Raw genomic sequence first — 25,555 nt, forward strand, 5'->3', positions numbered from 1 at the left:
CTAGTTTGGCAGGATGAGTAACCCAGGACAAGGGCAGAAAATCGAATAAAAAAAGGTCCGACAAGCGGACCTTTTTTCATCTGGCAAGGACGCTAACGCATCACCTGCAGGCACTTAGATCTTTTTAAAGATTAAGGAACCGTTGGTACCACCGAAACCGAAGGAGTTGCACAGTGCATATTCCATGCCGCTAACCTGTCGCGCTTCGTGGGGAACGAAGTCCAGGTCACAACCGTCATCCGGGTTATCCAGGTTGATGGTTGGCGGAACAACCCCATCACGTAGCGCCAGGATAGAGAAAATAGACTCTACAGCACCCGCCGCACCTAACAGGTGTCCGGTCATGGATTTGGTTGAACTGACCATTACGCTACGTGCAGCATCGCCAAAGACAGATTTTACTGCCTGGGTTTCAGCTTTATCGCCTGCCGGTGTGGATGTGCCATGTGCGTTAACATAGGCAATCTGACCAGGTTCAATCGCCGCATCACGCAATGCGTTAACCATCGCCAGTGCAGCACCTGCACCGTTTTCCGGTGGTGACGTCATATGGTAAGCATCGCTGCTCATCCCAAAGCCGACCACTTCAGCATAAATTTTTGCACCGCGCGCTTTTGCATGCTCGTACTCTTCCAGTACCACCATACCTGCGCCGTCGCCCAGCACAAAACCGTCACGCTCTTTGTCCCACGGGCGGCTAGCCGCTTGCGGGTTATCATTACGCGTAGACAGCGCACGTGCTGCGCCAAAACCACCCACACCCAGCGGTGTACTGGCTTTTTCTGCACCACCCGCAACCATCGCGTCTGCGTCGCCGTATGCAATGATACGCGCGGCATGACCAATGTTATGCACGCCTGAAGTACAAGCGGTCGCGATGGAGATACTTGGCCCTTGCAGGCCGTACATGATGGTCAAGTGACCTGCCACCATGTTAACAATCGTCGACGGAACGAAGAACGGGCTGATCTTACGTGGTCCACCGTTTACCAGAGAGGTATGGTTTTCTTCGATAAGACCGAGACCGCCAATACCAGAGCCGATAGCGGCGCCAATACGGTGAGCGTTCTCTTCCGTAATTTCGAGGCCAGAATCCTGCATGGCCTGAACGCCAGCGACAATTCCATATTGAATGAAGGCATCCATCTTGCGCTGTTCTTTGCGCGAGATAATGTCATCACAGTTAAAATCCTTTACTAAGCCAGCAAATTTCGTTGCATAGGCGCTAGTATCGAAATGGTCGATCAGGCTGATGCCACTCTGACCGGCAAGGAGAGCTTTCCAGGTAGACTCTACGGTATTGCCGACAGGAGACAACATGCCCAGTCCGGTCACAACTACACGACGCTTAGACACGGTTGTCCTCCAGGGAGGGAAAATAATTCAAGTGGGATAAAAAGATAAAACTCAGGCGGTCGAATGACCGCCTGGAGATGTTCACTTACGCCTGGTGACCGTTGATGTAATCAATGGCTGCCTGAACGGTAGTGATTTTCTCAGCTTCTTCGTCCGGAATCTCAGTATCAAACTCTTCTTCCAGAGCCATTACCAGCTCAACGGTGTCAAGAGAATCTGCGCCCAAGTCTTCAACGAAGGAAGCGGAGTTCACAACTTCTTCCTGCTTAACGCCCAGCTGTTCGCCGATGATTTTCTTAACGCGTTCTTCGATAGTGCTCATACTCTTAAATTTCCTATCAAAACTCGCTTTCGCGATGGTTTTCGTAGTGTATAAAATGTTGAAAAATTTGCAACTAAATCCCGGCAGGTCTTACCACGATTTTACGTTATTTTGAGGCCATTCGCCCTAATAACGCAAATATTTTTCATCGTGGTTAAACCATGTACATCCCGCCGTTGACATGCAAAGTCTCACCTGTGATGTAACTTGCTTCGTCAGAAGCTAAAAATGCAACCGCACTGGCGATTTCATTTGGAGAGCCGAGGCGCCCCGCAGGAACTGCCGCCAGCGTACCCGCACGCTGCTCATCAGTTAGCGCACGCGTCATGTCCGTTTCAATAAAGCCCGGAGCAACAACGTTTACAGTAATACCACGAGACGCAACTTCACGCGCCAGTGATTTACTGAAGCCGATCAAACCCGCTTTCGCCGCAGCGTAGTTGGCCTGACCCGCATTTCCCATGGTACCAACCACAGAACCAATAGTGATAATACGACCATGACGCTTTTTCATCATAGCGCGCATTACCGCTTTTGACAGACGGAAAACAGATGACAGGTTGGTTTCGATGATATCGTTCCACTCGTCATCTTTCATGCGCATTAACAGGTTATCACGAGTAATCCCGGCATTATTAACCAGAATATCGACTTCCCCAAATTCTGCGCGAATATTTCCCAGAACAGATTCGATAGATGCAGGATCGGTCACATTCAACATCAGACCTTTACCCTTTTCACCTAAGTAATCGCTGATGGCCTGCGCACCGCTTTCGCTGGTTGCAGTGCCGATAACGATCGCGCCACGGGCAACGAGTGTTTCAGCAATAGCGCGGCCAATGCCACGGCTTGCACCGGTAACCAGCGCGATTTTTCCTTCAAAACTCATGGTTTTCCTCTTTTATTGCGCAAGCGCCGCAGACAGCGCCGCCGGCTCATTCAGTGCCGAAGCAGTCAGGGTATCAACAATACGTTTTGTCAGACCGGTGAGGACTTTGCCCGGCCCCACTTCATACAGATGCTCTACGCCCTGGGACGCCATAAACTCAACGGTTTTGGTCCACTGAACCGGGCTGTACAACTGATGAACCAGTGCGTCGCGAATCGCATCTGCGTTGGTTTCACACTTCACGTCAACGTTGTTCACAACCGGAACAGTCGGCGCGTTAAACGTGATTTTCTGCAGTTCAACGGCCAGTTTTTCTGCTGCAGGTTTCATCAGCGCGCAGTGAGACGGTACGCTAACCGGCAGCGGCAGAGCGCGTTTCGCACCCGCGGCTTTACAGGCAGCACCCGCACGTTCTACGGCTTCTTTATGCCCGGCAATAACCACCTGACCCGGTGAGTTAAAGTTAACCGGTGATACGACCTGTCCTTCGGCTGAGTCTTCGCACGCTTTCGCGATGGAAGCATCGTCCAGACCAATAATAGCAGACATGCCGCCTGTACCTTCCGGCACCGCTTCTTGCATGAATTTCCCACGCATTTCAACCAGGCGCACGGCATCAGCAAAATTGATGACACCCGCACAGACCAGCGCCGAGTACTCACCCAGGCTATGCCCTGCCATCAGTGAAGGTGTTGCCCCCCCCTGCTGCTGCCATACGCGAAACAGCGCGACTGAGGCAGTTAACAATGCCGGCTGCGTCTGCCAGGTTTTATTCAGTTCTTCGGCCGGTCCCTGTTGAGTCAGCGTCCACAGATCATAGCCCAGCGCAGCTGAAGCTTCAGCAAAAGTTTCTTCAACAATTGGGTAGGCGGTTGCCATTTCAGACAACATCCCAACGGTTTGGGAACCCTGACCCGGGAACACAAATGCAAATTGCGTCATGTTATAATCCTTATACTAGAAACGAACCAGCGCAGAGCCCCAGGTGAATCCACCCCCAAAGGCTTCAAGCAATATCAGCTGACCAGCTTTAATTCGCCCGTCACGGACAGCTTCGTCCAACGCGCACGGCACGGAAGCCGCTGACGTATTGCCATGTCTGTCCAGCGTTACCACGACATTATCCATCGACATGCCCAGCTTTTTCGCCGTAGCACTGATGATGCGAAGGTTTGCCTGATGCGGTACCAGCCAGTCAAGCGCAGAGCGGTCAAGATTATTTGCTGCCAGCGTTTCATCAACGATGTGCGCAAGCTCGGTAACTGCCACTTTAAAGACTTCGTTACCCGCCATGGTCAGATGAATCGAGTTTTCCGGATTCACACGATCGGCATTAGGCAGCGTCAGCAGTTCGCCGTAGCGCCCATCAGCGTGCAAATGCGTGGAGAGGATACCAGGCTCTTCTGATGCGCTCAGAACTACCGCACCAGCACCGTCACCAAAGATAATGATCGTCCCACGATCGGTTGGATCACAGGTACGCGCCAGCACATCAGACCCAACGACCAAAGCATGCTTCACCGCGCCAGACTTAACATACTGGTCGGCAACGCTCAGGGCATAAGTAAAACCGGCACATGCCGCCGCAACGTCAAACGCCGGGCAGCCTTTGATTCCCAGCATACTTTGGATCTGGCACGCCGCACTTGGAAAGGCGTGCGTTGATGAAGTGGTCGCAACCACAATCAGGCCAATTTGTTGTTTATCGATGCCAGCCATTTCCAGTGCGCGGTTTGCAGCAGCAAAACCCATGGTCGCAACGGTTTCATTTGGGCCAGCAATATGGCGTTCACGGATACCTGTACGAGTGACAATCCACTCATCAGATGTCTCAACCATTTTTTCCAAATCGGCGTTAGTACGCACTTGTTCAGGCAGAAAGCTGCCGGTACCAATAATCTTCGTATACATGTACACTCAGTCACTTTTTGGTTATATACCGCTACGAGCAAATCACTGGTACGTTGACTACACTCCCAAACACACTGTTATCAGTGCCCCCGGGAGCGTGTGCTTTCGCCACCGTCCAGCAGTTCGAATCCAGCTGGGTATACAGATTCCAGGCGAGCGGCAATTCGCTGAGGAACTTGTCGCTGCACCGCCTGCACTGCCTGTTCAATCGCGACTTCAAATGCTCGCTGATTGGCCGCACCATGACTTTTTATCACCGTGCCGCGCAATCCTAACAGACAGGCGCCATTATACTGGTCGGGGTTGAGGTGACTGAATCGCCTCGTTAGGCTTTTTTGTAACCAACGTTTTAATAACAGCAGCCACCACGACCGTTTTTTCCCCTCACCCTGAGATTTCAGCAGTGAGAGGAACATTCTTACAACACCTTCCATCGTCTTTAATGTGACATTGCCTGTAAAGCCGTCACAAACCAGCACATCGGTTTTGCCAGTCAACAACTCATTGGCTTCAAGATAGCCGATATAGTTGATGGAAGGGATTGTTTTTAGCACAGCAGAAGCATCCCGAATACTGTCGAGACCCTTAGTTTCTTCTTCACCGATATTGAGCAATGCAACGCGAGGATTGGTAATCCCAACCACTTCCTCTGCCAACACGGAGCCCATGACGGCAAATTGCACCAACATCGTACTGTCGCAATCGACGTTAGCGCCTAAATCCAGCACCACCGTTTTGCCCTTTTGCTGATGCGGTAACACCGTCACCAGCGCAGGGCGCTCAATCCCCTCAAGGGGTTTGAGTAATAGCTTCGCAAGTCCCATTAGCGCGCCCGTATTACCGGCGCTGACACAGGCTTCTGCACGACCTTCTTTCACGAGCTCCAAGGCAACACGCATAGAACTACCGCGACTGGCGCGGATAGCTTGCGAGGGCCGGGCATCACTGGCAATAACTGACTGAGCAGGGATAATCTGCAGACGTGAACGTTGTTCGAAGTCAGCTTTGGCAAGTAATGGCGTGATTGTATCGGGATCCCCGACTAAAAGAAGTGTGAGTTGCGAATTAGAATTCAGTGCCTGCAATGCTGCAGGCACTGTCACGGTAGGGCCAAAATCGCCCCCCATGACATCTAACGCCAGGGTTAGACGTGTCAAGGTATCGTCGCTGCCCGGTTAGGTGTTTCCCCAGTTACCCGGGGAAAGCCTCACTAAGCTTCATCACGCTGGTACTCTTTGTTTTTCTCACCGAGGTGGGAAATTCATTGAGCCATGCGTGATTACTTAGCGATTACCTTACGGCCACGGTAGAAACCGTCGGCAGTGATGTGGTGACGCAGGTGTTGTTCACCAGAAGTTTTGTCTACAGACAGGCTGGTGACTGCGGTCAGAGCGTCATGAGAACGACGCATGCCACGTTTGGAACGGGTTGGTTTATTCTGTTGTACGGCCATGGACCTTACTCCTCAATTACTTACGCTTTAAGCTGGCTAATACGGCAAATGGGTTTGGTTTTTGCGCTTCATCAGGCAATTCACCAAAGACCATGTCCGCCTCGGACACTTCACAGTGTTCAGAATCATGCACCGGAACTACCGGCAAGGAGAGGATAATCTCATCTTCAACCATTGCAAGTAGATCGATTTCACCGAATTCGTTAACCTCAATCGGCTCATACGCTTCCGGCAGTGCTTCAGCCTGCTCGTCAGAACGAACAGGACTAAAACAATATGTTGTGTGAACATGAAGTGGGAACGGTTTCCCGCAACGCTGACATGCGAGCGTAACCGAGACCTTCGCATCGCCTGTAATAACGGCAAGACGCTGGTTGTCGATCGCGAACGACATGGAGCATTCCACATCACTGTCCACACTGACTACGAAATCGGAGACGCGCTCTACCAGATCAGAAGTGTAGATACCTTCATAATCGAGGCGTTTTTGAGCCGTACGAACCGGATCAAGAGTCAGGGGTAATTTTACCTTTTGCATAGGGCGCGCATATTAACTTTGTAACGTCATATAGTCAAAGAAAAAGGCAGTCTGCGGTTGCCTTTTGCCAATAATTCGCACACATTGCGGGTCATCGACTTAAAATCGTTCAAGCCAGGCCATAATAGCCAGCTTGAAGGTCGAGGGCCCTAGTTTAAAATGGCTCTCATCAATACGCTATATGCGAGGGAAAAAATATGCCTCAACTCATTCTTGCATCCACCTCTCCCTGGCGTCGCGCCTTGCTCGAAAAACTGGCCATCCCGTTCGAATGCGCAGCGCCCGAGGTAGATGAAACGCCTTTACTTGGCGAAACACCACGGCATTTGGTGTTACGCCTGGCACAGGAAAAAGCGCAATCTCTTGCCCACCGCTACACATCACATCTCATCATTGGCTCCGATCAAATTTGTGTGCTTGATGGAGAAATAACCGGTAAGCCGCTAACAGAAGAGAAAGCCAGACAACAATTAACCAAAGCCAGCGGTAATATTGTGACGTTTTACACCGGACTGGCGCTGTATAATTCTGCAAACGGACACTTACAAACCGAAGTCGAACCGTTCGATGTTCATTTCCGCCATTTAAGCGAAGCGGAAATAGACGATTACGTGCGCAAAGAACGTCCGTTACATTGTGCCGGAAGTTTTAAAAGCGAAGGATTAGGTATTGCGCTCTTTGAGCGTCTGGAGGGCCGCGATCCCAATACGTTGGTTGGACTGCCACTGATCGCGTTGTGTCAGATGCTACGTCGCGAAGAGATGAACCCGTTGAAGGCCTAATTAATGTGCTGGCCTACAGGCGCAATCCCGTAGGCCAGACAGGCAACGCGTCATCAGACTTTGCGGCGTAATACCTCAAGGCAGCGTTTCAACTGATTATCCATCGGGGCTTCAACACGCATGACCTCACCGGTTCCCGGATGGGTAAACTTCAATGCTGCGGCGTGCAGAAACAGTCGATTCAGCCCCGTACCCGCCAGCTGCTTATCGAACTCACGGTCGCCATAGCGATCGTCAAAAGCAATAGGATGTCCAGCAAATTGTGTATGCACGCGAATCTGGTGAGTACGTCCGGTCACCGGGCTACAGCGCACAAGAGTGGCAAACGCATAACGCTCTTCGACTTTAAATCGCGTCTCTGACGGCTTACCTTCCTGATTTACCCGCACGATTCGCTCACCGCTTTGCAGAATATTCTTTAACAGCGGCGCCTGTACGGTTTTGACATGCGACTGCCACTGGCCTCTTACCAGCGCAAGGTAATCTTTTTGCATCCCTTTTTCACGCAACTGCTCATGCAACGATCGCAGTGCAGAACGCTTTTTGGCGACCAACAGCACGCCAGAGGTGTCACGGTCGAGACGATGCACCAGCTCAAGGAAACGTGCCTCCGGGCGTAGCGCACGCAAACCTTCGATCACGCCAAAACTTAATCCGCTGCCGCCATGCACGGCCGTGCCGGATGGTTTATTAAGCACCAGAATATGGTCATCCTCATACAGAATAACGTCGGCCAACGCGGCGACCTTCTGCAGATGCGGCGAAATCGCCTCTTCTTCACGCTCAGCGACGCGCACAGGCGGAATACGCACAATATCCCCGTCTTCAAGCTTGTACTCAGGTTTGATGCGTTTTTTATTCACCCGCACTTCGCCTTTACGCAAAATGCGATAAATCATACTTTTCGGCACGCCTTTAAGCTGGGTGCGTAGAAAGTTGTCGATGCGTTGCCCTGCTTCGTCGGCAGTAATGGCAACTATTTTTACGGCTGGAGTCTCTGTTTTCATGGGCGCTGATTTTAAATAGCCATCAAGATTCGCGCCACTCATTTTTCTATGCTTATATTAACTGCTATACCCTATTACACAGGTTTAACAGTTTCGATTTGGTGGTTATTAAACCAATCACTCTGCGGAAGTGTAAAAACTGTGAGTAACCGGGTGATAAATGGCAAAAGTCATCTTGCTATAACAAGGTTAGCAGTGGAATAATGAGGTCGTCTCCGTGTTGAATCTTGTTAAAACAAGAACTTTTCCGGAATGACCCAATTTTGCCCGACCGATCATCAACGCAGCAATGGCGTAAGACGTATTGATCTTTCAGGCAGTTAGCGGGCTGCGGGTTGCAGTCCTTACCGGTAAAAAGGAAGCTTCTCTGGAGAGTAACACCCAGACTGTTCCCCTGATAATTGCGCTGTGTTTCCGTATGAAATACAGGCAACCGACACTCTGCGCCTCTTTGAGCTGACGATAACCGTGAGGTTGGCGACGCGAATAGACACGAGGCCATCGGTTCACACCCGGAAAGGCATTACTCTGCCCGCAGCTTAGTCGTCAATGTAAGAATAATGAGTAAGTTACGATGAAAAGAATGTTAATTAACGCGACTCAGCAAGAAGAGTTGCGTGTCGCCCTTGTAGATGGGCAGCGCCTGTACGATCTGGATATCGAAAGTCCTGGACACGAGCAGAAAAAAGCCAACATCTATAAAGGTAAAATTACCCGTATTGAACCGAGTCTGGAAGCCGCTTTTGTTGATTACGGCGCTGAACGTCACGGTTTCCTCCCGTTAAAAGAAATTGCCCGCGAATATTTCCCCGCTAATTACAACTCCCACGGTCGTCCCAACATTAAAGATGTGTTGCGTGAAGGTCAGGAAGTGATTGTTCAGATTGATAAAGAAGAACGCGGCAACAAAGGTGCTGCGTTGACCACCTTTATCAGCCTGGCGGGTAGTTATCTGGTTCTGATGCCCAATAACCCGCGCGCGGGTGGTATCTCTCGTCGTATCGAAGGCGACGACCGGACTGAACTCAAAGAAGCGCTGGCAAGCCTGGAACTGCCTGATGGCATGGGGCTTATCGTACGTACCGCAGGCGTTGGCAAATCCGCCGAGGCGCTGCAGTGGGATCTGAGCTTCCGTCTGAAGCACTGGGAAGCGATTCAAAAAGCCGCTGACAGCCGTCCAGCTCCGTTCCTGATCCACCAGGAAAGCAACGTCATCGTTCGCGCATTCCGCGACTATTTGCGTCAGGATATCGGCGAAATTCTCATCGACAACCCGAAAGTCATGGAGATGGCGCGTCAGCACATCGCCGCGCTGGGTCGTCCGGATTTCAGCAGCAAAATCAAACTTTACACCGGTGAAATTCCGCTGTTCAGCCACTATCAAATCGAGTCTCAGATTGAGTCTGCGTTCCAGCGTGAAGTGCGCCTGCCTTCCGGCGGTTCTATCGTTATCGATAGCACCGAAGCGCTGACCGCAATTGATATCAACTCCGCACGCGCCACGCGTGGGGGCGATATCGAAGAAACCGCATTTAATACCAACCTTGAAGCGGCCGATGAAATCGCTCGCCAGCTGCGTCTTCGTGACCTTGGCGGCCTGATTGTTATCGACTTCATCGACATGACTCCGGTACGCCACCAGCGCGCGGTAGAAAACCGTCTGCGTGAAGCGGTACGCCAGGACCGTGCGCGTATCCAGATTAGCCACATTTCTCGTTTCGGCCTGCTGGAGATGTCTCGTCAGCGTCTAAGCCCGTCACTGGGTGAGTCCAGTCATCACGTCTGCCCGCGCTGTAGCGGTACTGGCACCGTGCGTGATAACGAATCACTGTCGCTGTCTATTCTGCGCCTGATTGAAGAAGAAGCGCTGAAGGAAAACACCCAGGAAGTCCACGCGATTGTCCCGGTGCCAATTGCATCTTATCTGCTCAACGAAAAACGTACTGCAGTCAATGCCATTGAAACCCGCCAGAACGGCGTGCGTTGTGTGATCGTGCCAAACGATCAAATGGAAACGCCGCACTACTCTGTTCTGCGCGTACGTAAAGGTGAAGAGACATCGACTCTGAGCTATCTTCTGCCGAAACTGCACGAAGAAGAGATGGCGTTACCGACAGAAGAAGAGTACGTCGAGCGTAAACAGCCTGAGCAGCCTGCGCTGGCGACCTTCGCCATGCCTGAAGTGCCGCCTGCCCCTCAGGAGCCTGCCGTTAAAGCAGCAGCTGCCGCACCAAAAGCAGCCGTTGTTGCAGCCGGAACCGAGCAACCTGGTTTGTTTGGCCGCTTCCTCGGCGCACTGAAGTCAATCTTCGGTGGCACTGAAGAAGCGAAGCCGGTTGAGCAGCCTGCACCAACAGCTGAAGAGAAATCTGAACGCCAGCAGGATCGTCGTAAACCTCGTCAGAACAATCGTCGTGACCGTAACGATCGTAACGATCGCCGTGATAATCGCGATAACCGTGGCGACCGTGATAACCGCAATGAACGTTCTGAAAGCGGCGAAAACCGCGATGACAATCGCCGTAACCGTCGCCAGTCGCAGCAGCAAAATGTGGAACCGCGCGATAACCGCCAGCAGTCCACCGACGTCGCTGACAAAGCGAAGTCTGGGGATGAGCAACAGGCTCCGCGTCGTGAACGCAACCGCCGTCGTAACGATGACAAGCGTCAGGCCCAGCAGGACGTTAAAGAACTGAACCTGACTGAACAGCCGGCACAGGATACGGATCAGGAAGAGCGCGTTCGCCAGCCTCAAAGCCGCCGTAAACAGCGTCAGTTGAACCAGAAGGTGCGTTTCACCGATAGCGCGACTGCCGAAGCCGAAGTCGCGACCGCTGCCGTTGTTGCTGAAGCCGCTGTGGCAGAACCTGTTGTACAGGCTGCTGTCGCTCAGCGTACTGAACTGGCAAAAGTCGACTTACCTGCCGTCGTCGCACCAGAGCATGAAGACAACAGCGAAGCACGTGATACCAACGGTATGCCACGTCGTTCTCGCCGTTCGCCTCGCCATCTGCGCGTAAGCGGCCAGCGTCGTCGTCGCTATCGTGACGAACGTTACCCGGTTCAGTCGCCGATGCCGATAGCGGTCGCCTGTGCGTCTCCGGAATTAGCGTCTGGCAAAGTTTGGATCAGCTACCCTGTTGCCCGTCCGCAGGAATTGCAGGTTGAAGAACAGAATGAGCAAGACGTTGCACAGATGCAGCAGCTCGTCGCTGAACAACAAACCATTGCCGCGGTCGTTGAGCCTGTAGTTGAAGCTGTAGCAGTAACAGAAGCACCGGCTATCAACGAAACCATCGTTGCCGAACCTCAGGAAGTGGTGGTTGAAACCACGCATCCAGACGTTATTGCGACGCCAGTTGAGGAACAACCGCAGCTCATCGCTGAAGCTGACGTACCGGTTGCTGAAGAAATCGTTGCTGTATCCGAGCCAGTGGCAGATGTACTAGAAACCCCGGTTGTCGAAGCACCTGTCCAGGTTGATGTCGCCGTCGCCAAGCCAGAAGTGGTTGAGCCGGTAGTCGAGGTCGCTACAGCGTCTCCTGCTCCGCAGGAAGACGTCGTTGTCGCTGAAGCGGTTGTAGAACGAGTATCTGTTATCGCTGAACCTAAAACGGTTCATAGCCACGCAACCGCACCGATGACCCGTGCACCTGCGCCGGACTATGTACCGGAAGCACCGCGTCAGAGCGACTGGCAGCGTCCTGCTTTCGGCTTCGAAGGCAAAGGTGCCGCAGGCGGTCACAGTGCTACACATCAGGCTACTGCGCCAGCAACGCGCCCGCAGCCTGTTGAGTAAGCCGTAATCAACATCAAAGCCGACCTTCGGGTCGGCTTTTTTATATCTCGTCTATTCGTTTCATCCCCTTCAGATGTGGCATCACATCTTTCATTACCCTTAACTGCGGATATCGAGCAAAAAATTACAGCAACGGCTCAAGGAATTGTAGGACTGGCGATCGATAGCGGCGCGATTGCGTTGGCGATGAGACTAGTGGGTAATCCGGCGGAGAGTCAGGCTACAGCGGCATAAAAAAATGCCCGCTCCGGGTGTTAAGGGAGCGGGCAGACAAACATATCCAGTTTCATGATATGTTCAAAAAGGGCCGTTACCGGTTAAGCTGGAACAACGACATTCCCTGCATATCAGAAAACGCTTTATAGGATGCCTGTAGTGCAGCCTGCTGCATTACGTAGGACGAAATCGCTGCGTTCCAGTCTACATCTACCAGGTTACTCATCTGCTGGGTTTGGCCCAATGCACGATCGGCCCCCAGCGAATCCAATGAGCTCAATTCACTGAGCTGCGTGCCTAATTCAGCGCGAACGGACAGCACGTTATTAAGCGAGTTTTTCAGACCCCGGCTGGTTTTATCAATCGCAGCTGCGGCTTTATCTTTTTCCGCATCATTACCTGCGATAGGTGTGTTAAGTGCCTCGATGGCGGTATCCAGCATTTTGAACAGGTTCTTTTCCTGTGTACCGCCCGCAGGCTCCGGTACGGCATTGCTGGTCAGGTTGGCAAATACTTTATCGCCGGTATGCCCAATCACCATGGTACGAGCGGCATCTACCTGCTGGGTCACGTTTGTTGTGCCGCCACTGTAGGCACCATCAGCTTGTGCAAACGGTGCAGATTCTGTTTTGTATCCCCCGAAAATATAGCGACCATTGCCATCGGTGCTGTTTGCCAGGTTCATCAGCTGATCGCGGATCCCCTGTAAGTCAGTCGCCAGTGATGCCCGGTCATCATCACTTAACGTACCGTTGGCGGCGTGGACAATTTTTTCCTGAGCGGTCTGGATAGCCGTCGTAACCTGCCCCAGAACGTTCTCTTCCAGCGAGACTTTTTGCGTCGCGAATGAGCGCGCCAGCGTATATTGGCTGTTTTGTGCCTGAGCCTGAGACAGCACGACAGCCTGTGACGCAGCAATCGGATCGTCCGACGGGTTGATCACCCGTTTGCCCGTCGACATTTGCTCGCCGAACTTCATCCATTCAGCCTGAGAGTTAGTGATACCGCGCATATTCTGCTGGTACATCATCTGGGTGCTGATACGCATTGTGTCCCTCTCCCTTAGCGAATATTAATCAGTGCGTCAAACAGCGCATTCGCGGTTTGCAGCACTTGCGCGTTAGCCAGGTAATACTGCTGATAGCGCTGTAAATTACCGTACTCTTCGTCGAGGTTAACCCCGGAAATAGACTGTTGCTGCTTATAAAGCTGTGTCACTACGTTGTTTTGCGTGGTACTGCTGGTTTTCAGCGTCGCGGTTTTGTTCCCCACATCGCTTACCAGCGTAGCGTAGGCGTCGTTAAATGTTTTATTACCAACGGTAGCCTTGGTTTGCAGATCCAACAGTTTCTGACCGTTACGGTTATCGCTCTTACCTTTATCAACATTCGGATCAAGGTCATTTTTGGACACTTCTGCCATGGCGATTTTCGACTCGTCGGTCACCATGACTTTCATATCAACAATGGCGTTACTCACGGGTTTCAGAATAAAGCTGTCGTTTGCTTTCGCACCAGCACCTACCGTGATTTCCATCCCGTCAAAAGACATTTTCCCGCCGGTGACGGTAGCCTTAAAACTGGTATTGTCTGCAAGGCGGGTAACCTGCCAGTCTGTACCATCAAAAGCGATTTTATAATCTGTAGCCTGTACAGCAGAACTGTCAGTAACTTTTGCTGTTAACGATCCCGTTCCTGTGTTTTTAGCATTACTGAGCACGGACGGGCTGCCGATAGCAAAGAAGTCTTTGCCCTGATCGCCGTTGGCATCAAAGCCTTCTTTATGCTGGGTGTTAAACGCGTCGGCAAACGCAAGCGCCAATTGTCCGAGGGTATTACGTGTCTGATCCAGCTCCTGAGACCGGAAAGTCAACAATCCGCCCAGTGAGCCGGTGTTCAGCATTTTTTCCGGAATTTCAATATTACCGGCAACCCCATCAACATACGCTACGGTGGTGCGGCTGGGATCGTCGCTGGATGGTACGGCAGCAAGTTGACGCGCACTGCTACCCTGCACCAGCGAATAGCCATTCGCCATGGTGATGTTGTAGGTACCGCCATCCTGAACGCTGACCTCGACGCCGACGATCGTGTTCAACTCGCTCACCAACTGGTCGCGCTGATCCAGCAGATCGTTAGGTGAAGCCCCCGCGCCGACGCCGGTCAGACGAGAGATTTGGTCATTGAGACTGGCGATTTGCTTCGAGTAGTTGTTGATCTGGTCTACGCTGGCGGCAATCGCGGTGTTAACCTGCTTATCCTGATCGCGCAGATACTGATCGGTAGTTTTAAACTGGTTGACTAAACCATCCGCTTTGCCAATCAATGCCTGACGCGCCGCTGGATCTTCCGCGTTACTGACCAGCGTTTGCAGGCTGGTAAAAAAATCCTGCATTGAGGTCGAAATGGAACTGGTTTTGCTGGAAAGCAGATTGTCAATTTTTGACATTTGCTCATAGCGTGTCGTCAGGCCGCTGCTCTGGTTCTGCGCTGCCCGTAACTGATTAGTTATAAAGGAGTCATACTCACGCTGTACGCCAGAAACATAGACGCCATTGCCAACCCAGCCCCCCGCACCCAGCGTGCTGTTCGCTTGCGCCATAATTGTTGTTTGGCGGGTATATCCGGCAACGTTATAGCTGGAGATGTTATTACTGGCAGTATTCAACGCGGCCTGCGCTGCGCTAAGACCACTCATGGCGTTGTTAATCAAGCTGGACATGGAGGTTCCTTGTAATCCTTCAATACTCGTTATTATCGGCAGCGGGTGGGCAGACTTGAGCTATTTAAAATAGATTGTCGAGATTGCTGCTGTAGGTTTTGCTCACTTTCTCGCTCATCGACTTCAGCTGCTGGATCATAGTGGTTAATTTACGCGCATAGTGAGGGTCGGTGGCGTAGCCTGCATTCTGTAGTGCCTGTGCGCCCTGCTCGGCGGTAGCCGCGCCGGTTACTGCGGCGTAGCGCGGATTACGCGATATCAGTCCGACATAATCCGACAGCGCCTCAAGGTAAGAGCTATAGACACGGAATTTGGCTTTCACCTTTTTCGCCTCACCGTTTTCATATTCGGTAGTGGTGATTTCGGTGGTCGGTCCTTTCCAGCTCCCAGTGGCCTTCACGCCAAAAATGTTGAAGCTTGGCTCGCCGTTCTCACGGCGGATTTGTCGCTGCCCCCACCCAGATTCCAGCGCTGCCTGCGCCAGAATGAGATGATGCGGCACCCCACTTTGCTGGCTTGCCAGTTTTGCCGGCAGCGAGAGTTGGGCGAGGAAGTCTTTACTGTCGCCCGACAGCGGCTCATCATTGCTTTCCGTCGCTTTCGGTAGCGCTTTACGCACCATCTGCGTCAGCGCCTGGTTTTGATAGCTGGTCACCGTTTCCAGTGAGAACTTCATCGGCACCTGCGGCGCGTCATCCGCAGGTACCACCTGCCCTTCGGTCATCTGCTTAACCATCATTTCAGCCAGACCCAGACCTTTACCTGCGGTCATCTGCTGGGCGATTTGTTGGTCATACATACTGGTGTACAAGCGCGTCGAGTCGCTGCTAAAGACCCCGTCTTTTGGCAGCGCTTCACGCATGCTTTTCAGCATCATTTGCACGAACATCCCTTCAACCTGGCGGGCGACCGGACGGATATTTGCCGCCGGATCCTGACCCGCCTTCGCTTTCAGTTCATTCAACGATTGTGCATCCCAGGCGGCACTGGTCAGCAGTTTGCTGTCACCAATCATTAGATGATTTCCAGTTTGGCGCGTAAGCAACCCGCGCTTTGCATTGATTGCAGGATTGACATCAAATCCATTGGCGTGGCACCGAGGGCATTGAGTGCGCGGACCACATTGTTCAGATTGGCGCTGAAGCGCACGCTCTGCAACGAACCACCGCTTTGGCGCATATCGATCTGGGTTTGTGGCGTCACCACGGTTTGTCCACCGCCAAACGGCGTATCTGGCTGGCTGACGTTGGCCTGGCGGTTTACCGTAATCGACAAGTTACCTTGCGCCACGGCACAGCTATCCAGCGTGACTTCGCGGTTCATGACCACAGATCCGGTGCGCGAGTTGATAATCACTTTCGCATCCTGCGGCGTGACGTTCACCTCCATGTTTTGGATATCGGCGAGGAAACGCACTTGCGAACTGTTGCCGCTTGGCACGCGCACCTGAATCGTGCGCGCATCCAGCGCCGTTGCACTACCAAAACCACGCGAGCGGTTGATGGTGTCGGTTATCTGCTGCGCCATGGTGAAATCTTCATTATTGAGCTGCAGGTTGATGGTGTTACCCCCGCCAAACTGGCTGGGTAACTCACGTTCAATGGTGGCCCCGTTGGTGATACGTCCACCGTTGAGCTGGTTAACCTGCACGCTACTGCCCCCCGCCGCCGCACCCGCACCACCGACTAAAATATTGCCCTGTGCCAGCGCATACACCTGGCTATCGACCCCTTTCAGTGGGGTCATCAGCAGTGTCCCACCGCGCAGACTTTTGGCGTTACCCATTGAAGAGACTACAACATCAATGGTTTGTCCCTGACGTCCAAACGCCGGGAAGGATGCCGTTACCATCACCGCCGCCACGTTTTTCAACTGCATATTGGTGCCGGTCGGCACGGTGATCCCCAGTTGGGAGAGCATGTTATTGAGCGTTTGGGTAGTGAACGGCGTCTGGGTTGTCTGGTCACCCGTACCGTCCAGTCCTACCACCAGCCCGTAGCCAATCAGCGAGTTTTCACGCACGCCCTGAACGCTGGTCAGATCACGAATACGATCGGCATGAACCAATGAGGTTGCCAACAGCAGAACCATTGCAACAAAAGTTTTAAGCACTGAAGACCTCGCTTACATCGGCGACAAGTTAAGGAAGAAACGCTGCAACCAGCCCATATTCTGCGCTTCGTTGATATAGCCGTTACCGACGTACTCGATACGTGCATCCGCAACCTGGGTTGACGGAACAGAGTTACTGCCGCTGATGGTGCGCGGGTTAACAACCCCGGAGAAGCGGATAAATTCAGTGCCCTGGTTAATGGCGATCTGCTTTTCACCCACAACGTGTAAATTGCCATTGACCAGTACCTGATCGACGGTCACGGTCAGCGTACCGCTAAAGGTGTTACGGGCATTCGCGCCACCTTTGCCATTAAAGGAGTTCCCGCCGGAAGCCTCTACGTCAGCACGTTCGTTACCAAACAGCCCTTCCAGGTAGCGCGGTACGGTATCAAACCCAAAGTTGGTCTTACCATCGCGGCTGGCATTAGCCGAAGAGCTTTTGCTCGCACTGACGTTTTCCTGCAATACGATAGTCAGCGTATCGCCAATATTGCGCGGACGACGGTCTTCAAATAGCGGCTGGTAGCCATAGTTAACAGGCTGAGTCGACTGAAATATTGATCCATTCGCCACCGGCGTCGGGCCGGGTACCGGCTGTGCAGAGGTTGCGCCCTGCACCAGAGGCGTGGCCGGGATCCAGGCACATCCTGTCAGCGAAACCACCAGCAGGGCCGTAATCGGGTATGGGTGAAGCGCGTATTTTCGCATTGCCTTCATCTTCTACATCAGTGTGCCGGTGAGGTTTTCACCCCACCGGAAAACACGTTAGAGTTGCGTCAGTTTTTGCAGCATCTGATCGGTGGTCGACACCGCTTTGCTGTTGATTTCGTAAGCACGCTGAACCTGGATCATATTCACCAGCTCTTCCGCCACGTTCACGTTAGAGGTTTCAACATAGCCTTGATACAGCAGACCCGCGCCGTTAAGCCCCGGCGTGCTCTCGTTTGGCGCACCTGAGGATTGCGTCTCGGTGTACAGATTTTCACCAATGCTTTCCAGGCCGGTATCGTTCATAAAGGTGGTCAGGTTGAGCTGACCTACCTGTACCGGCGCAGCCTGTCCCTGCTGGGTGACGCTAACGATGCCGTCACGCCCAATAGTGATGCTGAGCGAATTCGCCGGAATGGTGATCGCCGGCTGAACCTGAAAACCGCCCGCCGTCACCAGTTGACCGTTCTGATCCACCTGGAAAGAACCGTCACGCGTATAGGCTGACGTCCCATCCGGCAGCATGACCTGGAAAAAGCCCTGCCCTTTAATCGCCACATCTTTGCTGTTGTTAGTCTGCGACAGGTTGCCCTGGCTGTGTAAACGTTCGGTCGCCACCGGGCGCACACCGGTACCGATTTGCAGACCTGAAGGCAGCACGGTCTGTTCAGAAGACTGCGCGCCAGGCTGGCGGATCGTCTGGTACAGCAGATCTTCAAATACCGCACGCTGACGCTTGAAACCATTGGTGCTGACGTTTGCCAAGTTGTTGGCAATCACATCCATGTTGGTTTGCTGTGCATCCAGGCCGGTTTTGGCGATCCATAATGAACTGATCATAAAATGTCCTGTGTTAACTCATCGACAGCAGTTGGTTGGCGCGACCCGCGTTATCATCCACGCTACTGATAATCTTCATCTGCATTTCGAAGCGGCGGGCGCTGGCGATCATGTCGCTCATCGCGGCAACCGGCTTGACGTTACTGCCTTCCAGCACCCCCGACATCACGCGGATGCTGGGATCGGCCTGTAATGTCGGACCACGGGCCGCCTGTGCCGCCGCGCTCAGACGGAACATACCGTCATCGCCACGCAGCACTTCACTCCCCGTCGCCTTGACCAGCTTCAGACGCCCGACAGGCGCGACCGTGTTCGCCGGATCGCCGGGGTTCAGCGCAGAAATCGTCCCATCGGCGGCGATAGTAATTTCTGAACCTTCCGGTACCGCTATCGGCCCGGCTTCACCAATCACCGGATGCCCCTGAATGGTCAGTTCACCCGTGGGGCTAACCTGAATAGCACCATTGCGGGTATACCCTTCGCTACCGTCAGCAGTTTGCACCGCTAGCCAGCCGTCCTGCTGTAACGCAACGTCCAACGGGCGGGAGGTGTAGTCCATCTGGCCCGGCGTCATATCCGCCCCTGGCGTAGAAGCCACCACCAACGTACGCGTTGGTAAAGAGAGTCCTTCAACCGGCACCGCACGCAGCGCATTGAGCTGCGCCCGGAAGCCCGGCGTTGAAGCGTTTGCCAGGTTGCTGGCCGTCACCGCCTGTTGATTCAGCGTCTGACTAGCCGCGCCCATGGCGGTATAAATTGCGTGATCCATTAAGCCATCCCGTCAGGCGCTTAGCGCAGGTTGACCAGCGTGTTGAGGATCTGATCCTGGGTTTTGATGGTCTGCGCGTTCGACTGATAGTTACGCTGGGCGACGATCATGTTCACCAGTTCTTTACTCAAATCCACGTTTGATGCTTCCAGCGCGCCGTTAGTCAGCGTGCCGAAGTTACCCGTGCCTGCGGTACCCAGCAGTGCGACGCCAGAGGACTGAGTTGCGGCCCAGACGTTGTCACCCTGAGAAGCCAGACCTTCGTTGTTGGCAAAGTTTGCCAGCACGATCTGCCCCAGAATTTGCTTCTGTTCGTTGGAGTAGTTACCGACCACGGTGCCATCATCGTTAATCTGGTAGCTCACCAGATCGCCAGGCTTGTAACCGTTCTGGTTAGTGGCGACGATGTTGTTAGCGCCGGTGTTCTGCTGCATGGAGTTCAGGAAACTCAGAGAGAAATTTGCGGTGTCTGCGCCATTAATCGTACCGGTTTGAATCGCGATATTCGTTGGCCATGCTGGTGCAGGAGGAGTCGGTACCGCCTCGGCGGCCGTGGCGCTCATACCTAAAAACACACCATTTTCGTTAAAACGCATAAACCCTGCTGATTTTGCAGCGTCGCCGGTCGAAGCATCCTGTGTGTGAACTTCCCAGGTGTTACTCTGCGCATTTTTGACATAAAAAATATTCATGTCATGGGCATTACCCTGGCTATCAAAAACGGTAACGGTGCCTTTTTTGTTGTAGGTATCCGCATCACTTGCGCTAAATGGCGTCTTCGTTGGGACTTTATCGGTAGAGTTCAGGTTGATCTGCATAGACGCGGTGGTCGTGGCTTTGGCCGCCATCAGCGTATTTGGGATAGTGATCGGTGTCGGGTTCGCGCCCTGCTGTATCGTCGGCGGCGTACCGGTGGCTGGGTAGCCCGTCAGCTGCAGCCCCTGCATATTGACGATATTACGGTTTTCATCGAGCTTAAACTGACCGTTACGGCTGTAGAAAACAGAACCATTGCTGTCGACCATACGGAAGAAACCGTTCTGGCTGATGGCAACGTCCAGGCCACGCCCGGTGTTGGTGGTGGTGCCATCGGTAAAGTCCTGGGTAATACCCGCCACTTTAACGCCCAGTCCTACTTTAGAACCGGCAAACATATCCGCAAATGAAGCGGTACCAGATTTAAACCCGTAGGTCGCGGAGTTGGCGATGTTGTTACCAATGACATCGAGGTTGGTCGCTGCAGCGTTCAGACCGCTGACCGCTTGAGAAAAGGCCATGACTTACTCCTGATAAGTGTGAAGGCTTAGATGATCTGCCGTACTTCGTCGAGGGTGGTGGTTCCATAGGTGCCAAGGTCCAGCGTATTACCGCCGTTGCTACGAATAACCCCCTGCACCAACGCAAACTGAAGCGGCTGCGCCACGAGCTGTGTGCCACCATTGCTGGCAGATATCGCCACGTTGTATGAACCGCTCGGTGCCGACGTGCCGTCCGTCATGGTGCCGTCCCAGGTGAAGGTATGAACCCCCGCTTTCAGCTCACCAATATCAATCGTGCGCACAACTTTGCCGTCTTTATCGGTAATGGTGGCGGTGACCTTGTCGGCAGACTGTTGCAGCTCAACGCCAAACGGTGTCGTGGTGGTAGTAGCCCCCTCTTCCGTCCCTTTACCGGTCAGGATGGTGGTACCCGGGATCATGACGCCGTGACCAATCAGGGTGCTGGCCTGCAGCGACTGATTGTTATCGATCTGCCCGGAGATCGACCCCAGCGTGGTATTCAGTTTCTCAATCCCACTCACGGTGCTGATTTGCGCCAACTGGGTGGTCAACTCATTGTTTTGCAGGGGATTGGTCGGGTCCTGATTTTTCAGCTGCGCGACTAACAGCGTCAGAAAGCTGCTTTGCAGATCGGCGGCGTTACTACCCGTCAGCGAACTGTTATTACTGGCGGCATTAACGCCCGTACTACTCGGGTCATTCATTTTTACCGAAATTGACATGTACGGCTCCTTTACTGGCCTAGCGTCAGCGTTTTAAGCATCAAGCTTTTCACGGTGTTGAGCACTTCGACGTTTGCCTGATAGCTACGCGAGGCTGACATGGTGTTGACCATCTCCCCAACCACGTCCACATTGGGCATTTTTACGTAACCATTCGCATCAGCCAGCGGGTTGCCCGGTTCATAAACCAGCTTATCCGGAGCCTGGCTTTCAATGACGTCAGCGACTTTTACACCACCGGTTGCCGCACCCGGCGCGGCGTTAACCTGAAAAACAACCTGCTTTGCGCGATACGGTTGACCGTCAGGTCCTGTCACGCTGTCAGCATTCGCCATGTTGCTGGCCGCCACGTTCAGGCGCTGGGATTGCGCGGTCAGCGCAGAACCTGCGATATCAAAAATATTTAACAACGCCACGAATTAGTTCCCTCCTTGCAGCACGGTCATCATGCCCTTGATTTGTCCACCCAATGCGGTGAGCCCCATCTGATACTTCAGACTGTTATCCGCAAACTGCGTACGCTCCCGGTCCATGTCCACCGTGTTGCCATCCAGCGACGGCTGGTCTGGAATACGGTAGAGCAGCTCCGTCGAGGGTGCAGAAAGTGTCTGGGCCGGAATATGTTGTGCAGAGGTCAACGTCAACGAAACACCGCCGGTTTCTTCCCGTCCACGCACCATGACTTTTTTCAATTCACTGGCGAAATCCATGTCGCGCGCCTGATACCCCGGCGTGTCGGCGTTGGCAATATTGGCCGCTAATACTTCCTGGCGTTGAGCGCGTAGATTCAGCGCTTCCTGTTGAAAACGTAAGGCGGCGTCGAGCTTATCGAGCATATCTCCTCCGCAAATGACAAAATTCAGCCGACAGCTTAAATCCCATTACGCGCGCGTTATCGCTGGAATAAACGCAAAATGCGTCGCTATTTGTTGCGTTGATGACTGCGTCACACAGGTAAAATCCAGCTACTGCCTGAAAAAAGAGAGGTATTGATGCAAACGTTTAAACGCGGAATAGCCGTGGCAGCACTGCTGTTCAGCCCCCTGACGCTGGCGCAAGACCTGAATTCGCAACTGACGGCATGGTTTTCCCAGCGGCTGGCGGGGTTTAGCGATGAGGTCGTCGTCACTATCCGTACACCACCTAATTTATTACCTGGCTGCGAGCAGCCTGCATTAAGCGTGTCCGGCAGTTCGAAGTTGTGGGGCAATGTGAATGTGCTGGCCAGATGCGGCAATGAAAAGCGTTACCTGCAGGTGAACGTGCAGGCCACAGGAGACTACGTTGTCGCCGCTGCCCCCATAGCCCGGGGCAGCACGCTTAATCCAGCCAGCGTGATGCTAAAACGGGGTCGACTGGATCAACTGCCGCCGCGCACCGTGCTGGACATAAACCAGGTGCAGGCTGCGGTGAGCCTACGCGATCTGATATTGGGTCAACCGATACAGCTCACTATGCTGCGTCAGGCATGGCGGATAAAAGCTGGTCAGCGCGTGCTGGTTATTGCCAATGGCGAGGGTTTTCGCGTGAATGCGGAAGGCAAGGCGCTGAACAATGCGGCGGTTGCCCAAAATGCCAGAGTACGGATGCTTTCCGGCCAGGTAGTAAGCGGTGTCGTCGATTCTGATGGGAATATTCTTATTAACCTATAATAGGTTAAAGATTTTTTAGCGGATGCCGATAGATAATCAACCAATGATTAAAGCGGGTCGCTATAGCGTAACCCCTCGATGAGGATAAAAAAATGAGCATTGATCGTACCTCACCATTGAAGCCAGTTAGCACAGTCCAGTCGCGCGAAACCAGCGACACGATGGTACAGAAAGCGCGCAAGGAAAAAACAGCAACGACGAACAGCACCAGCGTAATGTTGAGCGACGCGCAGGCCAAACTGATGCAGCCTGGAACCAACGACATTAATATGGAGCGTGTCGAAGCACTGAAAACCGCGATCCGTAACGGTGAGCTGAAAATGGATACCGGAAAAATTGCCGACTCGCTGATCCGCGAGGCACAGAGCTACTTACAGAGTAAATAAAGTATGACTCGTTTGTCAGAAATACTTGATCAGATGACGACCGTTCTTAATGACCTGAAAACTGTGATGGATGCTGAGCAACAGCAACTGTCCGCAGGCCACATCAGCGGTAGCCAGCTACAGCGTATTACAGAAGAAAAAAGTTCTTTGCTGGCGACCCTGGATTACCTGGAGCAGCAGCGCCGTCTTGAGCACGACGCGACGCGCAGCGCCAATGATGATATTGCCCAACGCTGGCAGACGATTACCACTAAAACGCAGCATTTACGCGATCTCAACCAACATAATGGTTGGCTGTTGGAAGGGCAAATCGAGCGAAACCAACAGGCGCTCGAGGTGCTGAAGCCGCACCAGGAACCGACGCTGTATGGCGCTAACGGCCAGACATCCTCAGCCCATCGCGGCGGAAAGAAATTCTCAATTTAATCATTGCCTGATGGCGCGCAGCGTTATGGCCTACACATTTAGTAGGCCAAAAACGTCGCAACGCCGTCTTCCGGCAATCCGATCATTACGCAGTCCGGCGCACAAACTCTTTCACTTTAAAGCCCAGAACGGCCAGTGCGGCAAAGTAGGCCGTAATCCCGACCAGCACCACCGCCATCAGCCGCAGCAGACGCCATAGCATCGTCCCCTGTGACCACTCCGGCATGATGTAGAGCATTCCCACCAGGGCCGCTGACATAACCAGAACAGATATCACCAGTCGCGTCAGGAACCAGGCCCAGCCCGGCTGAGGGGTGAAAATTTTCTGTTTACGCAACTGCCAGTACAGCAGTGAAGCGTTCAGACACGCCGCCAGACCTATCGACAGCGACAGACCGGCATGCTTCAACGGCCCGATAAACGCCAGGTTCATCACCTGAGTCATAATCAGCGTAACGATGGCAATTTTCACCGGCGTTTTAATATCCTGACGTGAGTAAAAACCGGGTGCCAGTACTTTCACCACGATCAGGCCAATGAGCCCGACCGAATACGCCACCAGCGCGCGCTGGGTCATGGAGGCATCAAAAGCGGTAAACTTACCGTACTGGAACAGCGAAACCGTTAGCGGTTTTGCCAGAATGCCCAACGCCACGGCGCTCGGCAAGGCCAGCAGGAAGCACAGGCGCAGACCCCAGTCCATCAGTCGGCAATACTCATCATGATTACCGCTGGAAAAACTCTTCGACAGCGAGGGCAGCAGGATAGTCCCCAGCGCCACACCCAATACGCCTGACGGGAACTCCATCAAGCGGTCGGCATAATACATCCATGAAACCGAACCGGAGGCCAGAAACGAGGCAAAAATGGTATTGATGATCAGTGAAATCTGGCTGACAGAAACACCGAGGATCGCCGGCCCCATCTGCTTCACAACGCGCATCGCGCCGGCATCGTGGAAGTTCACGCGTGGTAGCACCAGCATACCGATTTTCTTCAAATGCGGCAGTTGGTACACCAATTGCAGCACTCCACCAACGGTAACCGCCCACGCCAGCGCCAGCACCGGCGGGTTAAAATACGGTGCGGCAAACAGCGCAAAACCGATCATGCTGATGTTGAGAAATGTCGGCGCAAACGCTGGAATAGAGAAGCGGTTCCAGGTGTTAAGAATCGCCCCCGCCAGCGAGGCCAGCGAAATCAACAAGATATAAGGAAAAGTTATCTGCAATAGCTGAGTGGTCAGCGCAAATTTGTCGGCGGTATCGGCAAATCCTGGCGCGGTGACCATGATCACCCACGGCGCGGCGAGCATCCCGGCAACCGTCACTAAGGCCAGCGCCAGCGTCAGTAGCCCTGACACGTAAGAAACAAACACGCGGGTGGCATCTTCGCCCTGCTTACTTTTGTACTCTGCCAGAATAGGCACAAACGCCTGAGAAAATGCACCTTCGGCAAAAATACGGCGCAGCAGGTTAGGAAGTTTGAATGCCACAAAAAAGGCATCTGTCGCCATCCCTGCGCCAAAGATTCTGGCGACGATCGCATCACGCGCAAAACCCAGCACGCGTGAAAACATCGTCATCGAGCTGACGGCTGCCAGTGACTTTAATAAATTCATCTATGTTGTATTCCAGACTCTGAGGCAAAACCCCACATTCGC

The 25,555-nt window shown here is 53.2% G+C and carries 26 protein-coding genes; 5 read left to right on the forward strand and 21 right to left on the reverse strand.

Annotation, left to right across the window (positions count from 1 at the left end):
* Window positions 1–114: 114 nt before the first annotated feature.
* The 8 genes from fabF to yceD form a co-directional block, all read right to left on the reverse strand.
* On the reverse strand, window positions 115–1,356 hold the full coding sequence (fabF, locus tag E4Z61_RS08265) for a beta-ketoacyl-ACP synthase II (RefSeq protein ID WP_135322344.1): 1,242 nt from the start codon (window positions 1,354–1,356) through the stop codon (window positions 115–117).
* Window positions 1,357–1,441: 85 nt separating this feature from the next.
* Window positions 1,442–1,678, reverse strand: a complete 237-nt coding sequence (gene acpP / locus E4Z61_RS08270; RefSeq protein ID WP_003857954.1) for an acyl carrier protein — start codon at window positions 1,676–1,678, stop codon at window positions 1,442–1,444.
* A gap of 154 nt (window positions 1,679–1,832) precedes the next feature.
* On the reverse strand, window positions 1,833–2,567 hold the full coding sequence (gene fabG / locus E4Z61_RS08275) for a 3-oxoacyl-ACP reductase FabG (RefSeq protein ID WP_135322345.1): 735 nt from the start codon (window positions 2,565–2,567) through the stop codon (window positions 1,833–1,835).
* Window positions 2,568–2,579: 12 nt separating this feature from the next.
* Window positions 2,580–3,509: an ACP S-malonyltransferase gene (gene fabD / locus E4Z61_RS08280; RefSeq protein ID WP_135322346.1), complete on the reverse strand. Its 930-nt coding sequence runs from the start codon at window positions 3,507–3,509 to the stop codon at window positions 2,580–2,582.
* Between the two features lie 15 nt (window positions 3,510–3,524).
* The gene (gene fabH, locus E4Z61_RS08285) at window positions 3,525–4,478 is read right to left on the reverse strand and encodes a beta-ketoacyl-ACP synthase III (RefSeq protein ID WP_135322347.1); all 954 of its coding nucleotides are present in this window, start codon (window positions 4,476–4,478) and stop codon (window positions 3,525–3,527) included.
* A gap of 80 nt (window positions 4,479–4,558) precedes the next feature.
* A complete protein-coding gene (gene plsX / locus E4Z61_RS08290) occupies window positions 4,559–5,635 on the reverse strand; it encodes a phosphate acyltransferase PlsX (RefSeq protein ID WP_135322348.1) in 1,077 nt (358 codons plus the stop codon).
* Between the two features lie 122 nt (window positions 5,636–5,757).
* The gene (rpmF, locus tag E4Z61_RS08295; protein WP_003036242.1) at window positions 5,758–5,931 is read right to left on the reverse strand and encodes a 50S ribosomal protein L32; all 174 of its coding nucleotides are present in this window, start codon (window positions 5,929–5,931) and stop codon (window positions 5,758–5,760) included.
* Window positions 5,932–5,947: 16 nt separating this feature from the next.
* Entirely contained in the window at window positions 5,948–6,469 is a 522-nt protein-coding gene (yceD, locus tag E4Z61_RS08300; RefSeq protein WP_135322349.1) for a 23S rRNA accumulation protein YceD, read from the reverse strand.
* A 197-nt stretch (window positions 6,470–6,666) separates the two neighbouring features.
* Between yceD and E4Z61_RS08305 the strand changes: the two genes are divergently transcribed.
* Window positions 6,667–7,251 carry a Maf family protein gene (locus E4Z61_RS08305; protein ID WP_135322350.1) on the forward strand — a complete coding sequence of 195 codons (585 nt, stop codon included), beginning with the start codon at window positions 6,667–6,669 and terminating at the stop codon, window positions 7,249–7,251.
* Window positions 7,252–7,304: 53 nt separating this feature from the next.
* Here E4Z61_RS08305 and rluC read toward each other — a convergent pair whose 3' ends face one another.
* Complete coding sequence (rluC, locus tag E4Z61_RS08310) at window positions 7,305–8,258, reverse strand: 23S rRNA pseudouridine(955/2504/2580) synthase RluC (RefSeq protein ID WP_167817534.1); 954 nt, start codon at window positions 8,256–8,258, stop codon at window positions 7,305–7,307.
* A 574-nt stretch (window positions 8,259–8,832) separates the two neighbouring features.
* On the opposite strand from rluC, the gene rne reads away from it, so the two are divergent.
* On the forward strand, window positions 8,833–12,057 hold the full coding sequence (gene rne / locus E4Z61_RS08320) for a ribonuclease E (protein WP_135322352.1): 3,225 nt from the start codon (window positions 8,833–8,835) through the stop codon (window positions 12,055–12,057).
* Between the two features lie 310 nt (window positions 12,058–12,367).
* Here rne and flgL read toward each other — a convergent pair whose 3' ends face one another.
* The 11 genes from flgL to flgB all read right to left on the reverse strand — a co-directional run bounded on the left by flgL (window position 12,368) and on the right by flgB (window position 22,264).
* Window positions 12,368–13,321, reverse strand: a complete 954-nt coding sequence (gene flgL, locus E4Z61_RS08325) for a flagellar hook-associated protein FlgL (protein ID WP_135322353.1) — start codon at window positions 13,319–13,321, stop codon at window positions 12,368–12,370.
* 14 nt (window positions 13,322–13,335) lie between these two features.
* Window positions 13,336–14,994: a flagellar hook-associated protein FlgK gene (flgK, locus tag E4Z61_RS08330; protein WP_135322354.1), complete on the reverse strand. Its 1,659-nt coding sequence runs from the start codon at window positions 14,992–14,994 to the stop codon at window positions 13,336–13,338.
* Between the two features lie 64 nt (window positions 14,995–15,058).
* Complete coding sequence (flgJ, locus tag E4Z61_RS08335; protein WP_135322355.1) at window positions 15,059–16,009, reverse strand: flagellar assembly peptidoglycan hydrolase FlgJ; 951 nt, start codon at window positions 16,007–16,009, stop codon at window positions 15,059–15,061.
* Window positions 16,009–17,085 (reverse strand): flagellar basal body P-ring protein FlgI, encoded by a 1,077-nt coding sequence (locus tag E4Z61_RS08340; RefSeq protein ID WP_420808711.1) that lies wholly within the window; start codon window positions 17,083–17,085, stop codon window positions 16,009–16,011. The genes flgJ and E4Z61_RS08340 overlap by 1 nt, the downstream gene beginning before the upstream one ends.
* Before the next feature lie 33 nt (window positions 17,086–17,118).
* A complete protein-coding gene (locus E4Z61_RS08345) occupies window positions 17,119–17,817 on the reverse strand; it encodes a flagellar basal body L-ring protein FlgH (RefSeq protein WP_135322357.1) in 699 nt (232 codons plus the stop codon).
* Window positions 17,818–17,874: 57 nt separating this feature from the next.
* Window positions 17,875–18,657 (reverse strand): flagellar basal-body rod protein FlgG, encoded by a 783-nt coding sequence (gene flgG, locus E4Z61_RS08350; RefSeq protein WP_045441663.1) that lies wholly within the window; start codon window positions 18,655–18,657, stop codon window positions 17,875–17,877.
* A 13-nt stretch (window positions 18,658–18,670) separates the two neighbouring features.
* Window positions 18,671–19,426 carry a flagellar basal body rod protein FlgF gene (locus tag E4Z61_RS08355; RefSeq protein WP_135322358.1) on the reverse strand — a complete coding sequence of 252 codons (756 nt, stop codon included), beginning with the start codon at window positions 19,424–19,426 and terminating at the stop codon, window positions 18,671–18,673.
* 20 nt (window positions 19,427–19,446) lie between these two features.
* Window positions 19,447–20,703 carry a flagellar hook protein FlgE gene (flgE, locus tag E4Z61_RS08360; protein WP_135322359.1) on the reverse strand — a complete coding sequence of 419 codons (1,257 nt, stop codon included), beginning with the start codon at window positions 20,701–20,703 and terminating at the stop codon, window positions 19,447–19,449.
* A 26-nt stretch (window positions 20,704–20,729) separates the two neighbouring features.
* Window positions 20,730–21,428 carry a flagellar hook assembly protein FlgD gene (gene flgD, locus E4Z61_RS08365; protein ID WP_135322360.1) on the reverse strand — a complete coding sequence of 233 codons (699 nt, stop codon included), beginning with the start codon at window positions 21,426–21,428 and terminating at the stop codon, window positions 20,730–20,732.
* An 11-nt stretch (window positions 21,429–21,439) separates the two neighbouring features.
* Window positions 21,440–21,844: a flagellar basal body rod protein FlgC gene (flgC, locus tag E4Z61_RS08370; RefSeq protein ID WP_096757562.1), complete on the reverse strand. Its 405-nt coding sequence runs from the start codon at window positions 21,842–21,844 to the stop codon at window positions 21,440–21,442.
* Between the two features lie 3 nt (window positions 21,845–21,847).
* Window positions 21,848–22,264: a flagellar basal body rod protein FlgB gene (gene flgB / locus E4Z61_RS08375; protein WP_135322361.1), complete on the reverse strand. Its 417-nt coding sequence runs from the start codon at window positions 22,262–22,264 to the stop codon at window positions 21,848–21,850.
* A 156-nt stretch (window positions 22,265–22,420) separates the two neighbouring features.
* Between flgB and flgA the strand changes: the two genes are divergently transcribed.
* The 3 genes from flgA (at window position 22,421) to flgN (ending at window position 23,892) form a co-directional block, all read left to right on the forward strand.
* On the forward strand, window positions 22,421–23,080 hold the full coding sequence (gene flgA / locus E4Z61_RS08380) for a flagellar basal body P-ring formation chaperone FlgA (protein WP_135322362.1): 660 nt from the start codon (window positions 22,421–22,423) through the stop codon (window positions 23,078–23,080).
* A gap of 92 nt (window positions 23,081–23,172) precedes the next feature.
* Entirely contained in the window at window positions 23,173–23,466 is a 294-nt protein-coding gene (gene flgM, locus E4Z61_RS08385) for a flagellar biosynthesis anti-sigma factor FlgM (RefSeq protein ID WP_135322363.1), read from the forward strand.
* 3 nt (window positions 23,467–23,469) lie between these two features.
* Window positions 23,470–23,892: a flagella biosynthesis chaperone FlgN gene (gene flgN / locus E4Z61_RS08390; protein WP_135322364.1), complete on the forward strand. Its 423-nt coding sequence runs from the start codon at window positions 23,470–23,472 to the stop codon at window positions 23,890–23,892.
* An 85-nt stretch (window positions 23,893–23,977) separates the two neighbouring features.
* On the opposite strand, the gene murJ is transcribed toward flgN, so the two are convergent.
* Window positions 23,978–25,513, reverse strand: coding sequence for a murein biosynthesis integral membrane protein MurJ (gene murJ, locus E4Z61_RS08395; protein WP_135322365.1), 1,536 nt, complete (start codon window positions 25,511–25,513; stop codon window positions 23,978–23,980).
* Between the last annotated feature and the right edge of the window lie 42 nt (window positions 25,514–25,555).

Source organism: Citrobacter tructae (assembly GCF_004684345.1).
In the GTDB taxonomy this organism is placed as follows: Bacteria; Pseudomonadota; Gammaproteobacteria; order Enterobacterales; family Enterobacteriaceae; genus Citrobacter; species Citrobacter tructae.